At 64.5% G+C, this 14788-nt stretch carries 12 protein-coding genes; 4 read left to right on the top strand and 8 right to left on the bottom strand.

Annotation, left to right across the window (positions count from 1 at the left end; all coding sequences use genetic code 11):
• Positions 1-96 precede the first annotated feature (96 nt).
• The gene (gene tssA / locus VN11_RS12865; RefSeq protein ID WP_053450024.1) at positions 97-1155 is read left to right on the top strand and encodes a type VI secretion system protein TssA; all 1059 of its coding nucleotides are present in this window, start codon (positions 97-99) and stop codon (positions 1153-1155) included.
• Positions 1156-1200: 45 nt separating this feature from the next.
• Here the strand turns inward: tssA and VN11_RS12870 are convergent, their stop codons facing one another.
• The 6 genes from VN11_RS12870 to VN11_RS12895 all read right to left on the bottom strand — a co-directional run bounded on the left by VN11_RS12870 (position 1201) and on the right by VN11_RS12895 (position 9409).
• Positions 1201-1980 (bottom strand): OmpA family protein, encoded by a 780-nt coding sequence (locus tag VN11_RS12870; protein ID WP_053450025.1) that lies wholly within the window; start codon positions 1978-1980, stop codon positions 1201-1203.
• 2 nt (positions 1981-1982) lie between these two features.
• Entirely contained in the window at positions 1983-2966 is a 984-nt protein-coding gene (gene tagF, locus VN11_RS12875; RefSeq protein ID WP_006451227.1) for a type VI secretion system-associated protein TagF, read from the bottom strand.
• The gene (tssM, locus tag VN11_RS12880) at positions 2963-6670 is read right to left on the bottom strand and encodes a type VI secretion system membrane subunit TssM (RefSeq protein ID WP_053450026.1); all 3708 of its coding nucleotides are present in this window, start codon (positions 6668-6670) and stop codon (positions 2963-2965) included. The genes tagF and tssM overlap by 4 nt, the downstream gene beginning before the upstream one ends.
• A 15-nt stretch (positions 6671-6685) precedes the next feature.
• Entirely contained in the window at positions 6686-8122 is a 1437-nt protein-coding gene (locus VN11_RS12885) for a hypothetical protein (RefSeq protein WP_053450027.1), read from the bottom strand.
• A 42-nt stretch (positions 8123-8164) separates the two neighbouring features.
• Complete coding sequence (locus VN11_RS12890; RefSeq protein ID WP_006451293.1) at positions 8165-8425, bottom strand: PAAR domain-containing protein; 261 nt, start codon at positions 8423-8425, stop codon at positions 8165-8167.
• A gap of 102 nt (positions 8426-8527) precedes the next feature.
• Positions 8528-9409 carry a M15 family metallopeptidase gene (locus VN11_RS12895; protein ID WP_238581805.1) on the bottom strand — a complete coding sequence of 294 codons (882 nt, stop codon included), beginning with the start codon at positions 9407-9409 and terminating at the stop codon, positions 8528-8530.
• A gap of 74 nt (positions 9410-9483) precedes the next feature.
• Here VN11_RS12895 and VN11_RS12900 point away from each other — a divergent pair, with 74 nt between their 5' ends.
• Entirely contained in the window at positions 9484-10368 is an 885-nt protein-coding gene (locus tag VN11_RS12900) for a hypothetical protein (RefSeq protein ID WP_148564973.1), read from the top strand.
• A gap of 87 nt (positions 10369-10455) precedes the next feature.
• Here VN11_RS12900 and VN11_RS12905 read toward each other — a convergent pair whose 3' ends face one another.
• Positions 10456-11499, bottom strand: coding sequence for a DUF6708 domain-containing protein (locus tag VN11_RS12905; protein WP_148564974.1), 1044 nt, complete (start codon positions 11497-11499; stop codon positions 10456-10458).
• Positions 11500-11507: 8 nt separating this feature from the next.
• The gene (locus tag VN11_RS12910; protein ID WP_148564975.1) at positions 11508-12491 is read right to left on the bottom strand and encodes a DUF6708 domain-containing protein; all 984 of its coding nucleotides are present in this window, start codon (positions 12489-12491) and stop codon (positions 11508-11510) included.
• 131 nt (positions 12492-12622) lie between these two features.
• Between VN11_RS12910 and VN11_RS12915 the strand changes: the two genes are divergently transcribed.
• Together VN11_RS12915 and VN11_RS12920 are read left to right on the top strand one after the other, a co-directional pair.
• Positions 12623-13534, top strand: a complete 912-nt coding sequence (locus VN11_RS12915) for a formylglycine-generating enzyme family protein (protein WP_080374934.1) — start codon at positions 12623-12625, stop codon at positions 13532-13534.
• A 287-nt stretch (positions 13535-13821) separates the two neighbouring features.
• On the top strand, positions 13822-14733 hold the full coding sequence (locus tag VN11_RS12920) for a formylglycine-generating enzyme family protein (RefSeq protein ID WP_053450033.1): 912 nt from the start codon (positions 13822-13824) through the stop codon (positions 14731-14733).
• The last annotated feature ends 55 nt before the right edge of the window (positions 14734-14788 follow it).

Genomic DNA, 14788 nt, shown 5'->3' on the forward strand with positions numbered 1-14788 from the left:
GGAATAACGTATTCAGCTACAGGCACTTGCCCGGATCCCGTAATCGCGTTCACATTCAAAGGCTAGAATCGTCCGCAGTCCCCAACGAGACCTGCCATGCTGGATCAGGAAGCCCTGCTGGCCCCGATTTCGGAAAACGCCCCGACCGGTGAAGACCTGTCGTTCTCGGCGGAATTCGATCGGATCATCGAAAACCGTCGTGCCGACGACCCGACCCTGGACCAGGGTGCGTGGCAGACCGACATCAAGTACGCCGACTGGAGCAGCGTGCTGCGCGAGGCCGACAGCCTGCTGCAGACCCGCACCAAGGACCTGCGACTGGCCGGCTGGCTCAGCGAGGCGGCCACCCAGCTGGAAGGCTTCCAGGGCCTGGCTGCTGGCTACCGGGTCACCGCCGGGCTGTGCGACCGCTTTTGGGAAGAGGTCCATCCTCAGGCTCCGGACGGCGACTTCGAAGAACGCATCGGCAACCTCAGTTGGCTGCTGACCAATTCGCTGCAGTGGCTGCGGGCGGTGCCGATCATCGTCGCCCCGCAGGGGCGCTTCAGCCTGACCGATTTCGAGCATGCCCACGCCCGCGCCAACAGTGGCGAGGACGATGACGGCCGGCCCGGCCTGGACATCCTCACTGCCGCCCGCCGCGATACCCAGCACGGGTTCTACCGCCAGCTGGCGGATGACCTGCCCGACTGCAGCCAGGCCCTGGCCGAACTACAGGCGGCAGTGGACAACCGGCTGGGGCTGGACGGCCCCAGCTTCAGCGCCGTACGCGAACAGCTTGAGCATCTGCAGCGCACCGTGCTGCGCTTTGCCCGCGAGGCCGGAGTGTTGCTTGATGGCGAGACCGGGGCGGTGGAAGACCCGTTCAGTGACAGCCATTTCGCCGAAGACGCACCCACGTTCGAGACGACGCCGGCTGCGCCCTCGCGCGGTCCCGCCGGTGCGCCGGGTTCGCGCAAGGAAGCCTTGCAGCAGCTTCGCCAGGTCGCCGAGTTCTTCCGCCGTACCGAGCCGCACAGCCCGGTCGCCTATCTGGCGGAAAAGGCAGCGCGCTGGGGCGAGATGCCGCTGCACGTCTGGCTCAAGCGGGTCATCAAGGACCACGGCACGCTGGAACAGATGGAAGAAATGCTGGACGTCAATCCAGAAGACTGAGCTGCGCGCCACGGCAGGGGAGCCTGACCGGCTCCCCGGGCGCGGTTACTGGATCTTGAACTCGATCCGGCGGTTGCGCGCACGGCCGTCGTTGCTGGTGTTGTCTGCCACCGGCTCATCCGGGCCCTTGCCCAGCACGTCCATGTGACTGCCGGGGATGCCCTTGGACATCATGTAGTTCTTCACCGCCAGCGCACGTGCATGGCTGAGCGTGAGATTGGACTCACGCTGGCCGACATTGTCGGTGTGGCCGATGATCAGGAACCGGCTGTCCGGCATCTGCGCCATCTTCGCCACCATCTCGTCGAGGATGCCCATGCCGAACGGCGTAAGGCGCGCGCTGCCGCTCTGGAATTCAATGATGCGGTTGGCCAGGGTCTGGTCCAGCACGTTCTGCTGCGAGCCCACTTTCAGCGCGTTTGTCACCGTGTAACTGGTGTTGCTGGCCAGGCTCAGGTCACTGGCAACCTGCTGGCGCAGGGCTTCGTTGCCGACTTCACCGGTAATGCGCACCGCCTGGCCATTGACCTCCAGCTTTCCGGGCGACACCCGCTTCAGGCCCGGATTGATCATGCCGGAAACATAGTCGCCCCAGTTCGGCGGCGTGGCGATGGTTTCCACCTGGATGCGGTCGACCACCCGCTCCGCGCCATAGACCGCGCGCAGGTTGTTGAGCAGCTTGGCCTTGGTCGCCTGGTCAGGCACCACGCCTTCGATGACCACCGGACGCTCGCCGGCGGCCGCTGCCGGCGCGTTCTGCGCGGCCAGCGGCGCGGCCACCAGCAGCAGCGGCAGCATGAGATGGAGAGGTTTGCACAGGCGCATCGTCAGGTTCCCAGGAAAGTCTCGCCGAACAGCTTGCGTGCGGTGGCCAGGGCCAGGTCGTCACGGTCGAGGAAGCTGCCGAAGCGGTTGAGGTTGTAGTCGCCGCGCAGGTAGTCGTCCACCCACTCCGAATGCTGGATGCGGATCAGGAAGTCGCCCGCCTCGGCCGGATCCAGCACGGCGCGCAGCACCTGGCGATCAGCGCCGTTGAAGCCGACGATCATGCTTGGCGCAGCGTCGTTGCGGATCAGTACGGCAAGTTCGAAATCGCCGCGTGCGACGAAGCTGGACAGCAGGTCGAGCCAGAACGCCGCCACCAGCGGGCGATAGGCCGGATCGCGTACCAGCGGGAACACCAGCGCCTTGTCGATGTTGACGTCGCCGCCACTGAGCACCGGCTGCAGCAGCAGGCCCAGCGCGGGCAGCACCTGGCGCAGCGCCACGTCGCCGTGGCCGGACTCGCGCAGGCGCTGCTCCAGGTCGGCCACCGTGGTGTTCTCGAGGAAATCCTGGAAGCTGCCGTTGTAGTCACCCGGGTCGGTGCTGATGCTGAAACGGGCATCGGCCAGCTGTGCCAGCGCCTGTGCTGCGTCGCTGTCCTGGTAGGCCTGGCGTGCGAGCCTGGCCAGGCCCGACCAGGCGTTGGACATCGCCAACGGACTGCGGCCGATGAACGGCAACGGCTCGGGCGCATCCAGGCGCAACGCCGACAGCAGCGGGAAGCGCCGCTCGGACGCGTCGCGGCTGGCCAGGAAGTGGCCGCACAGCACCATCTTGCTGCGCGAACCGAGGAAGGCATAGTGGATCTCGGGCGCTTCGTCGTAGCGCTGCTTCCAGTCCGGGCTCTGGCTCAGCAGTTCCAGGCTCTCGCCGGCCCAGCGGTCAAGCCAGCCCAGCAGCTGGTGGTTGTCGGCCGCGCGGACGAAATCGCCGCGCGAGGGGACCTTGCCGAAATAGGACACGCCCGCGCTGACCACCCGGCTCATCGGGCGCCTCCAGCGGCCGGAGCCGGCGTCGCTGCCGGCGCAGCAGCGGGTGCCGCCTGCGCAGCGGGCTCGCCACCGGCAACGCGTTCGGGCAACTGCAGCCCGCGCTGCCAGTCACCTCCGCCCTGTGCGGCCTCACCGGCACGACGGACGATGCGCATCTCCACCGGCACCGACACACCGTTGCCCGTCCAGGTGATGCGGCTGGAGTCATCCAGGCGCTCGACCTGGCCCGCCCCCATCAAGCGGTTGACGCCGTTCGAACCTGGCGCACTGAACACTTCCACCGTCCGGCCATCGCCGGTCACCGCCGTGATCTTCACGCCCGGCACCTGGCCGACGTTGGGGTACTGCATGGTGGTCCACTGCGGCGGCGTATTGCGGTAGCGCAGCACCTGGCCATCGATCTCGATGCTGTACTCCAGCGCGCCTGCTGCGGGTGCCGGCAGGATCTCGAAGATCGTGGTGTCCTGCGCCGCACCGGCCGCCGAACCACTCACCCAGTTGCCGTAGTTGGCCACCAGTTCGGCCGACAGGTTCACGCCCTGCCCCGCCCAGCGGCGGGTCTCCAGCAGCGGGCCACGCTGGATCACCAGCGTGCCCAGTGCCTCCTTGTTGAAGGCCGCGATGCTGCCGCTGGCGCCGAAGATGCCGGCAATGTCGCTCGGCGCCGCGTCGACGTCGGAGTTCAGGTTGAACGGGTACTGCTGGCCGATGCGTGCCTTGAAGGGATCATAGACCTGTGCCTTCCAGGTCTTGTTGACTTCATTCTCGGTCGGCGCGATCAACGTGCCGAAGGTCTGGGTCAGCGGGCGCAGCAGCAGCGGACGCAGCGCTTCACGCTGCTTCTCGTCCAGCCCGGTCAGCACCTGCTCATCGACCAGCGCCAGGCCCACGCTGAGTTCGGAACCTTCGTTGCTGAAGGTGTCCTGCATCAGCTTGCGGGTAGCGACCCCGATTTCGCCCTGGCTCTTGATCGCGTTCAGACGCGCGCGCAGCTTGGCCAGCGTGTCGAAGTAGGCCGTGATCACGGCCGGCTGGTCACCGCGCTCGCTGGTCAAGCGCGCAATGCCCTCGAACGCCTTGCCGATCGGGCCGACCGGCTGTGCCGCAGCCGCGGCGGCCGGGTCCTTGCGCAGGATGGTGCGCTGGAACCAGGCGACGAAGCCCTTGCGCGCCTTGCTGGAGCGGGCCAGCGCCTGCGGGTTGTCCCACACGGTCTCTTCGTTGATGCGCTCCAGCAGCACGCGCAGTGGCGAATTGCTGGCATCGCCCAGCTTGTTGATGCGTGCCACCGCCTCGTCGAAGGTGCTGAACTCCGCCACGCTCAGGCCCTGCAGGAACCGGGTCCACTCGCGGGCATAGTCGTTCTTGTACAGGTTCACCAGCTCGCGCGAGACGTGCTCCGGGCTGCCGGCCAGCGACAGGTCGCTCTGCTCGGTGGTCCCCAGCACCCAGTCGGTGGTGCTCAGCTGCGTGTTGGCCGCTTCCTTGATCGCATCCTGCACGTACTCTTCCCACGCCTTGCGCGAGAACGCACCGGAAATGGCGTAGTTTCCATTGATCATGCGGCCGTTGCGCTCGACGCCGATCAGGCTGTCGACCGTGGTGGTGGTGAAGCGTGCACCGGCGCGGGCCTTGATCTGCGCGTACACGCGCTCCATCGCCGGCTGGCCCTTCATCACCTGGCCCAGTGCCTGGCGCGTGTCGGACACCAGGGTGACCTTGTTCTGCACCTGCGGCCAGCTCGGCTGGCCCGCCTGCGCCACGTAGAAGGTCATCAGCTTCTCAGCCGCGCGGACCATTTCCTCGCGGCTCATCTGCCCGCGGTTGGCTTCCAGCCAGGTGCGCCAGAACAGGGTCAGCTGCTGCGACAGGTGCGCACCCTCCACATACTTGGGGTTGCCCAGCATCAGGTAGGTCTTGAGCGCGTTGTAGGCATCGTTGGTGCTGGTCGGCGACGCGTTCTGGTACAGCACCTCGCTCTCGGCAGCGCTGCTGGTGCCCTGTCCCAGCTTGTCGCGCTCGGCGACCACCTGGCCCAGATAGTTCTCCAGGTTCGATACGGTCGGCGCCAGCATCACCTGCTGCATGCCGTGGTTGTACTCGCGCAGCAGCTTCTCGCGGATGGCCGTGCCCTGGTAGAGGCCCAGATGGGTGGTGATGCCCCCTTCCTTGCCATAGCGGTCCAGCTGCTCCATGCGATCCTGCAGCAGCAGCAACGCATCGATGCGCGACTTCAGGTCCATGCGGTCCTTCTGCACGCGCACGGCCTGGTCAAGGTCCTTGGTCGCATTGGCAACCAGCTGCGCATTGGTGGTGTACGACCACGTCCACAGGCCCAGCGCGAGGGCCAGCACGCCCACCGCGCCCAGGAACACGCCATAGCGCAGTCGGTTCTGGTGCGGGCTGGAATACTGCCGCACCAGTTCCTTGTCGGCAAAGATGACCTTGCGGAACAGGTCCTTCAGGAAGAACGCGGTATGCCCGGTCGGCGCCTCGTCCACGTTCGAGCCGCGCTCCAGGTTGAACTGGCGGCCGACGCGCTCGGAGGCGTGGTGCACCGAGCGCCCTTCCTGCAGCGCGCTGGAGAAGTAGAAGCCGCGGAATACCGGCTTGAACTGGTAGGGGTTGTCTTCGAACAGGGTGGCGATGAAGGTGCGCAGCGCCGGCTTGATGCCGACAAACTCCAGCGGCAACGACAGCAGGCCCGGCGAGACTTCACGGCCACGCTGCATCGCCATGTGGGTCAGGCTCATTTCCTTGATGCCTTCGGCCAGTTCATCGAAATGACTGTCGAAGGCGGCCAGCGCGTCACCCTGCTGCTGCACGTCGAACGGCAGCGTCGCGCCCCACACATGCTCGCGCTCGCCCGGGTCGAGATTGCGGAAGAACTCGCTGAACCCGGCGATCAGGTCGGCCTTGGTGAACAGCACGTACACCGGCGCGAATACTTCCAGGCGCTCGGTGATTTCCTGCACGCGCTGGCGCAGGTTCTTGGCCAGTTCGATGGCGAACTCCGGCTTGCTGCCGGACAGTTCGGCCAGGCTGGCGGCAATGATCACGCCATTGATCGGTGCACGCGGGCGGTTCTTCTTCAGCAGGCCGAGGAAGGTCAGCCACTCCAGCCGGTCCTCGACGCTGACCGAGTAACGGCCGGCGGTGTCGAGCACGATGCCGTTGGTGGTGAAGTACCAGTCGCAGTTACGGGTACCGCCGATGCCCTGCACGACATTGCCGCGGTTGTCCTCGAACGGGAACTGCAGGCCCGAATTGAGGATCGCGGTGCTCTTGCCGGCCGCCGGGTTGCCGATGATCACGTACCAGGGCAGTTCGTACAGCGCGGCGTTGCCCTTCAGCACCCCCATCCGCGAGGACTTGATCTGCTTGACCGCATCCATCATGCGCGTACGCAGCGCTTCGGTATCGGCGCGCTGTGCCGGCTGCGCGCTGGCTACCGCCTTGTCCGCCTCGTCCTTGACCATTGCCTCCACGCGCTTGGCGGCGCGCCGGGCAAGCATCCGCTTGACGACCCAGACCAGCAGCGCCAGCACCAGCAGGCCGGCCAGCACGATGGCGACCCAGATGCCGATCTGCCGTGCCTCGGCCTCGCCGTAGTGGGCCAGCGCAGCGGCACCGACCAGGCCGATCACCATCCACAGACGGTAGTCGCGCAGGTAGTAGCTGAAATTGCTCAAACTCATGCAGGGATCCAGGGGTCAGGGAGCGGACGGCGCCTCGGCCGTCAGCGTCGGGGAAGGAAGAGGATCGACCAGCCCGAACAGGCGCTGCTGGTTGTCGGCGACACCGAGCAGCAGCACAGGTTCGCTCTGGCGCTGAAGCTGCGCGTGGGCCAGCGCCAGCTGGGCCAGCGGCAGCGCCGGGCCCAGTTCGCCGGCGCTGATGGCCAGCGCCAGGCTCTGCGGACTGAAATCGAGATCGGGTGCCAGGGTGGCAGCGATGGCAGCGGCATCCACCATCAGGTCGCCCCGGTGGTCAGCGTCGTGCAGTACGAACTGGGCCTGGGCGCCATCGGTCGCCAGTGATGCATGCCACTGGGTGGCGAGCGCCGCCAGCTGCCGACGCTGTTCTGCCGGGCGCTGCCCCTCGACCTGCTCGGCACTGACCAGCTGGGGTCGCCACAGCCGGGCGTCGCCTTCACGTGCAGCAGCCTGGCTGGCCAGCAACACGCCCGCTGCGCCTTCACCGGGTACGTGGCCATCGGTGCGCTGCGCCGTCGCCAGCACCCCGGCCGACTGCCAGGCCGAGACGATGCCGGCATCGATGCTGGACGCGGCCGCCAACAGCAGGTGCCAGCGTGGCGTCGGCGACGACGCCAGCGCATCGATGACCCGTTGCACATGCGGCCACACCTCGCGCGCGCCATCCAGCACGGCAATGCGCACGTCGAAGCGGCGCGCATCGAGGCCGGCATTACGCGCCTGTTGCTGCAGCCACTCCTGTACCCACGGGCGCAAACCATCGGACCAGCTGCCCGGCACCAGCAATTCAAGGGTGAGGATATTCTCAACGCGCTGCTCATCGCGGCGGCGCAGGCCGGCCACCACCACCTCTTCGGAGGCTTCGATCTCCGGCAGGGCCGTGAAGACGGCCTCCAGCAGGCGTTCCAGCACCGGCCGCAGCAGCGCCAGTGCACGCCGTTCGTGCGCAGCGGTATCGATACCGTCCTGGCGCACCTGCAGGACTTCGAATTCGTCCAGATCCGGTGCTGCGCTCATCCGCACCGGCAGGTTGTAGTTGTCGCGGAAACGCCCGTCGAGCACCGGGCGCGGTGGCGCCGCCGCAGCCGCCAGCAGGGCCTGCGCATCGAGGTCCATGCCCAGGCGCAGGTGGCCGGCCAGCAACGCAACGGCAGGCACGCCCGACGGGGCGCCAGCGACACTCGCGCGTTCGGCCGGGGCCGGGCCGGAACGATCCTCACCGGCCTTCTGCAACGCCACATCGGCGCCGCGCCGCGCGGCGTTGCGCAGCATGAAGCCGGCACCACTCAGCCCCACCGGCAGCAGCCCCAGATAGGCCAGCATCTGCATGCCGGTCGGTACCGTGCCGCTGTTGCGCCAGTAAAGAATCGTCGCGCCCCAGGTGGCGATGAACACCATCACCACCGACGCTGCCTTGCCCAGCCATCCCGCCATCAGTTGCCGTGCTCCATGCGCTGCTCCCGTCGACCGCGTCGTTCAGCGCAGGCCAGTGGTGGCCTGTGACGCCATCAGCGTCGCTCCGCACGCCGTGCGGTCGCCATCGCGCGCCACCGGCTGACCATCGATCACGACGGTTGCGTCACCACTGACAATCGAGGTTGCGCCATGCACGGCGCAGACTGCACGGTCGCCCACCCGGGCCACCGCCTTGCCATTGATATCGGTCTGGCCGGTGCCTGCCACCACGCTGCCTCCGTGGCTGAGCTTGTCACCGACGACGATAAACGGTCGTGCCATCCATCATGCTCCTTGATCCTGTGTGACCTGGCGCTCCATCGCCCCCTGTTCCCCGGCGACCCAGATCATCGCGGTAACCATACCAGCACCGCCATGCGGTTATCACCCTTGGCGTGACAGTTCCTCACGCTTGGCCGCACGGGCCGCGCGGCAACGCGCTGTCATTTCCACGTGAACATAATCCTTGATGCTGCGCCAGTTTCCACCCCAGTCCAGGCCTGCCTGTTCAGCCAGCTCGCCGTACAGGAAGTAACCACGCTTGGTCCACTCGTCGTTCATATCCCACTGCAGCTTGCCATTCCGGATCGGCGCACTGTCCACGCCCAGCCCATATTGATGGCAGCTCTGCCAGGCGCCGGCACGTGTCGCCTTGCCTCCGGCCATCAACTCGGCCTGCCGCTGCGGACTGCGGTAACCCTCGATCAGCACCATCTCGTAACCGTACTGGCGGCGCATCACCTCATAGATGGCCAGCACGCGCTGCTGCAGGTCGGCATCGATCTGATCCCACTTGCGGTCTGCCGTCACGATTTCAGGCCGCAGGCGGCGCACCTCGGCGGTGGTGAAGACTTCCGGCGGCGGCGGCGGCGGCGGGGTCAGGCGCTCCCCCCGCAGCAGCTGGGCGACCATCGAACTCGACTCCGCCAGATCATCGCCGCGAAAATCTTCGAGCACCACCGTCTGACGTGTGATCAATATCACAGTTGGAGGAATCAGCAGCGCCGCTGCCGCAATCGCCATAATCGGCCAATGCCGCCGAAGGGCACTGTGCGCAGCGCCGGCTTCTTCACGAACCCCACTGCGCACCCGGGTAACCCCATGACCGACTTTATCGCCCACCCGACCCGCCTTGCGACGGAATCCGCCCAAGCGGCGCGACAGTGCCTGGCGCAGCGATTCCACGGTCTCGGGAAACAGCAACACCCAGCACACCGCCGCCACAAGTGCGACAACGGCAATGGCAGCAACCACGATTGGCAACACCGGTCCTCCTTGACTCGTAATCTGGTTGACGCCCCACCGCCTTTCACTAAGAATGCGGAAATTCGCTTCGGCAGATGCCGAGTCAAACCAAGGGCTGGATGCACTTGAATAATGGCGGAATCAATCGGCCAAGTCTGCTCTCAGGGGGAGCGCAGGCGAAGGGCCAGGCCCCGAATTCGGGCCGTATTCTGGCAGACATGGAGGGCCGGCAGGCAACCGCGTCCCCTCGTGCTGCGCGCGTGTCGGCCGGTGGCAATCGACGCCTGGGGCTATGGCTGGGCATCGGCGCCGTTGTCGTCGCCCTTGCCGGGCTGGCCGTCTGGGGCTTCTCCGGCAGCAGCGATTATCCGGAACCGAGCGAGTATTCGCTCACACCGGATCCGGCCCATGCCACCGGGCACCCGGACATTCCGGCGGGCGCCCCGCGTGACGGCGCTGCCATGATCGTCGATGCGCCGGCCACCGCCGGTGAGCCGGCCCTGCCTGCACCTGCCGCAGACACAGCGCCTGCATCCGTTGATGCCGCTTCGGTCGCTGCGGCCCCATCGGCGGCGACTGCAGCGAGCGGGGCGGCCGCACGTAGTCCTGCGCCTGCCGCACGCGCTTCGCGTGCCGCAACGCAGAGCGACGCAAAGAGCAAGGGCGATGAAAACCTGCTCGGCACCCTGCTCGGCATCATCAAGGAAGAGGACAAGGCCAAGGCCAAAACGAAGGCCAATGCCCAACCGCAAAGCATGGACGACCTGATCGCACAGATCGAGGCCGACCAGCGCAAACGCACCGAAGACGAGCGCGCCGCCTTCGAGCGCGTGGCCAGCAAGAAGTCCGCATCGACCGAATCGAACATCCAGGCTCAGCTGCGTGCCTGCCCCAGCCCCGCGTCGCTGAAGGGCGTGGATTGCCGCCGCCGGATCTGCGCAGCGGTGAGCGGCAAGGACCCGGCCTGCCCGGCGATGTGACGCGTTTTTGTAGAGTCGAGCCATGCTCGACTCTGCTGTACCCGAAGACCGCTACCAGCCCGCACACGTTGCCGAGCGCAGTTTCTGTCAGACCCGGCTCGTTGCCTGCAGGAGCTGCTGCCGCACTTCATCGTTGCGGGCCTTCGCAGCAGCGATCGATTCCTTCCAGAATCGATCCATCTGATCCGCCCGGCCGCCCGCATGATCCACTCGCCCGTATACGGCCGGCGCACGCAGCGGCGGCGTATCGGAAGGCTCGGATGTTCCACGTCGGGTCACGGCCGCCGGCCAGACCGGCTTGCGGCACAGCTTCATCGCAAGGAAGCGGAACAGCGCCCAGGGCAAGGTGAGCGGCAGTGCAATCCACATCAGCCCTGCGCCCGCAGAAGAGACATGAATGATGAACGCATTGCGGAAGCTCGGCACCACTGAGGTGTAGAGCTGCAACGGCGGGAACGGAAGCGCGGAACGCCCCTGCTCCATGAAGCGCCGGATCATTTCCCAGTGCGCGAGCACGACGGCAGGGTTCGAACCGCAATCCGAGCCTACCGCAAAGGTGTGCACGACCTGATCGCCGCGCATCACCAGGCCCCTGAGATCGTAGGTGTAGTCGTCACCGGGCCCAGCGGGCTTGTCCCTGCCAATGATGAAGCGGACATCCGACCAGGCCGCTGAAATCACCTTGTTGCGTCCGCCTGTGAAGACATGCACCTGGTGCGTGGTTCGGTCAAAGCGGATGGGGTAGTACTGGTAGCGGAAGATGTCCCGCAGTATCAGCATCCAGAAGACAAATCCGACAAACGCGAGAGCCAGGGTGCTAACGCCGACGGCAGCATAGATGGCATCAAGTGACTGAGCTTTGTTCTCGGTGGAGATAGCCGCGTGCAGCATCGCAATGATGAAGATTGCACCCAGCACCACAAAGACGCTGCCACCCATCAGAGCCCATCCGCGGTATAAGAAATGCCGATCCACATACTCCATGGAGTCAGCATCCAATCCGATGATGCCCTTGTTGATCGGCGTAAACGCCGAAGAGTCGAACTGGCGCACATCGGCACCTTCTTCATATTGGGAGAGGGGGCGGTTGTTGCGATAGCGCTGGGCAAGCCAGCCGGCGAACTGACTCATCTGCGGCATTATCCTGATCGAGTTGAACGACGATCCCACTCCGACTGCGCCATGACCTCAGGCTCGGCCAGCCTCAGAGGGTCATTCGCGTCGACCTCGCACTCATCCTGCACCCATTGCGGCCACACTGGCACACGGCAGGACTTCAGGACCAGCCACCGGCAGAGCACCAAGGGCAGCAGCAGTGGCATAAGCATGAACCGGGCACTCAGCATGGCCGGCCCAAGGCTGGCGACCACGAACAGATAGCAGTTGCGCAGGGAAGGCTTGACCGACAGGTTCATCTGCCGACCGTCGATGGTGTCGACCACCTCGGCGGGCCCTTCTTCCATGTAGCGGCGGACAAACTCCCAGATGCCACGTATTTTCAACTCGTCATCGAAGTAGTGACCGACAGCGAAGGTCCGCTTGACGAGATGATTCTCAACGATGCTGCACCGCAGGTCACGCAGGAACTCCTCGCTGGTTCCTTGCCCGATGTAGAAGACGGCCTCATCCCATGGGACGGACACCGCGCCCTCCTTCCCGCCCATGAAGAAGTAGACCTTCCGGTTGCGCCGGTTGAATCTCGTCGGGTACCAGACGTAGGTGAAGAACTCGTATCGGAGGGTGATATGCCAGAACAGTGCGGGGGCGCCGACCACGCAAGCGCCCACCATGCCGTACATCACCCAGTCCCATATGTCCCCCTCCAGGTTGGGGAAGACCAGAGTGAAGAGCAGGAAGAAGCCGAGCAGGAACAGCCCCAGCGTGCCAAGCAGGACTACCGTGGTCGACACCATTCCCCGCAGACGGAAGCGGCGATCGATCAGCTCGATGCAGGTCGAATTGAAGCGTACCAGGCAGGCGTGTTCGGCGGGCGCCACGGATTGAGCGGCATGTACATTGAAACGCGATGCACTCTCCTGGGGAGAAAGTGGACGTCCCACGGGAAAATCGCGCATCCATCCGGTATACATCCAATCTCCCTTTCCCGCAGCGTTGGCGAGCATGACATGCCATGCGACTACTGGGCGGCCAGTGTCGCCACCGACGGGCCCACGTGATTGTGCACTCCGCTCGATCGGGATGCACTGGCTGGGCGAGCGCGATAGCATGGATCATTCGGCCAAGGAAGTCCCTGATGTCCACACTCTCGCCCCGGACTGCAGCTCTATTAGCCATTCTGTTACTCACTACATCTGCATGTGCCAAGGCGGAAGATTCCCCGTCCGAAGCGAAGCGCGGCCCCGGTACAGCTACGCAACAAAAGGTCGTATCTGACCTGGTACCGATCAAGGGAGGCTCGTTCCTCATGGGTGATTTTGGCCCCGTGCACAACGAGGACAAACTGCCCTACAGCGGAGCCATGAACGATGACGTGCTTCGAAAGATCACGCTGGACGGCTTTTCGATCATGGCCCACAAAGTGTCGATTGAGGATTTTGATGCTTTCACGGACGCTACTGGCCGCCCGAGGGTGGGTACTTCGAAGATTGACTCGACGCTTTATCGTGCCGATCCCAAGGCCGCTGCCGGAGTGAAGTGGCAGGATGCCCTGGACTTCTGCACGTGGGCTGGGAAGGGGTCGGGTCGTAAGCTCACACTCCCAACCGAGGCACAGTGGGAGTACGCGGCACGGTCAGGAGGCAAGATGGTTCTGTTCGCGACCGATACAGGCACCATCGAAGATGGTCGCAATGTCGCGAGCTATTCCCAGTACGATGACGGCAGCGGATCCTCTCTGGGCAAGTTCCCTCCCAATCCGGCAGGGTTGTACGACATGACAGATCACGGCTATGAATGGGTACAGGATTGGTACGAGGAAAACTACACGGGAGGTGATGCAAAAAATCCTCTTGGACCGAAGAAGGGTACCCAGAAGGTAATTCGAGGGAATGACAGTCGTGGCGGTGATTCACTTGTATTTGTTGCCATGACGTTTGCGCGCGATCACCAGCCTCCGAATCCCCCCAAGCTCAAGAACGCCCACGGAAGTGACATTGATGCGAATCAGAATGCGAGCCACGGGTTCCGCTGCGTCAATCGGGACTGAGGGCGGAGGATTCGAGCCGGATGCATAGGGCGGTTGGCGAGATACTGCCGCACCCCAAGCTTCACCCGAGCACTGCCTAGTCGACCTGCTCCAGCCATAGAGCCATGAAGGGGCGACAAAGTCGCATCTATCACCCGATGAGTGCCGGAGAGCTTGGCAAGCGCATCATATACTGGGCAGGGCGGACCTGAAGATGGCGCAATCGCAGCCTTCTCGTTGCGACGGGGTATTCACTTAGTGCGCCAGGTCCGCTGCTACTATGCAGTGCTCGGCCAAAGGAATTCTTCATGTCTATGCTTTCACTTCGGACAGCCGTCCTGCTCGCCACCCTGCCGCTTACTACCACTGCATGCGCCAAGGAGGAAAGACCATCTGTCCAAGTGGACCGTGGCTCCGGTACAGCTACTCAGCAAAAGATCATGTCGGACCTGGTGCCGATCAAGGGTGACTCGTTCCTGATGGGTGATTTTGGCCCCGTGCACAACGAGGACAAGCTGCCCTACAGTGGAGCGATGAATGATGACGTCCTCCGGAAAATCACGCTGGACGGTTTTTCGATCATGGCGCATAAAGTTTCGATTGAAGATTTTGATGCTTTCACGGACGCGACTGGCCGCCCAAGGGTAGGCACCTCAGCGCTTGACGCAAAGCGATATCGTGCTGACCTCAAGGCCGCGGCGGGAGTGAAGTGGCAGGACGCTGTGGACTTCTGCAACTGGGCCGGAGCAACATCAGGTCGGAAGCTGACACTTCCCACCGAGGCACAGTGGGAGTTCGCGGCGCGCTCCGGTGGGAAGATGGTTGTGTATCCGACCGATACAGGCACCGTTGATGATGGTCGCAATGTCGCGAGTTATTCCCAATATGAGGACGGTAGCGGAACTGCCTTGGGCAGGTTCCCTCCCAACCCAGCCGGTCTATACGACATGATCGACCATGGCTACGAATGGGTCCAGGATTGGTACGAAGCTGAATACTCCGGCGGTGATTCAAGAAATCCCACCGGCCCAAAGAGCGGCACAGAGAAGGTCATCCGGGGAAACAGCAATCGCGGCGGCGACTCACTCGCCCTGGTTTCAATGACTTTCACTCGCGATCATCGCCTCCCGAATCCTCCAAGGCACAAGGATACGGATGGGAGCGAGATTGATTCCAATCAGAACAGGAGCCATGGATTCCGCTGCGTTACTCAGGACTAAGGCTTGGGGCCTGCTGTCTGAAGTACCAGGGAGCGGCGATACATCGCCGCTCGGC

The organism is Stenotrophomonas maltophilia, from assembly GCF_001274595.1.
In the GTDB taxonomy this organism is placed as follows: domain Bacteria; phylum Pseudomonadota; class Gammaproteobacteria; order Xanthomonadales; family Xanthomonadaceae; genus Stenotrophomonas; species Stenotrophomonas forensis.

Excerpts from the sequence above, each read along its gene's own strand:
- tssA (WP_053450024.1), top strand. The coding sequence starts at position 97 with ATGCTGGATCAGGAAGCCCTGCTGGCCCCGATTTCGGAAAACGCCCCG.
- VN11_RS12870 (WP_053450025.1), bottom strand. The coding sequence starts at position 1,980 with ATGCGCCTGTGCAAACCTCTCCATCTCATGCTGCCGCTGCTGCTGGTG.
- tagF (WP_006451227.1), bottom strand. The coding sequence starts at position 2,966 with ATGAGCCGGGTGGTCAGCGCGGGCGTGTCCTATTTCGGCAAGGTCCCC.
- tssM (WP_053450026.1), bottom strand. The coding sequence starts at position 6,670 with ATGAGTTTGAGCAATTTCAGCTACTACCTGCGCGACTACCGTCTGTGG.
- VN11_RS12885 (WP_053450027.1), bottom strand. The coding sequence starts at position 8,122 with ATGGCGGGATGGCTGGGCAAGGCAGCGTCGGTGGTGATGGTGTTCATC.
- VN11_RS12890 (WP_006451293.1), bottom strand. The coding sequence starts at position 8,425 with ATGGCACGACCGTTTATCGTCGTCGGTGACAAGCTCAGCCACGGAGGC.
- VN11_RS12900 (WP_148564973.1), top strand. The coding sequence starts at position 9,484 with ATGCCGAGTCAAACCAAGGGCTGGATGCACTTGAATAATGGCGGAATC.
- VN11_RS12905 (WP_148564974.1), bottom strand. The coding sequence starts at position 11,499 with ATGAGTCAGTTCGCCGGCTGGCTTGCCCAGCGCTATCGCAACAACCGC.
- VN11_RS12910 (WP_148564975.1), bottom strand. The coding sequence starts at position 12,491 with ATGCTCGCCAACGCTGCGGGAAAGGGAGATTGGATGTATACCGGATGG.
- VN11_RS12915 (WP_080374934.1), top strand. The coding sequence starts at position 12,623 with ATGTCCACACTCTCGCCCCGGACTGCAGCTCTATTAGCCATTCTGTTA.
- VN11_RS12920 (WP_053450033.1), top strand. The coding sequence starts at position 13,822 with ATGTCTATGCTTTCACTTCGGACAGCCGTCCTGCTCGCCACCCTGCCG.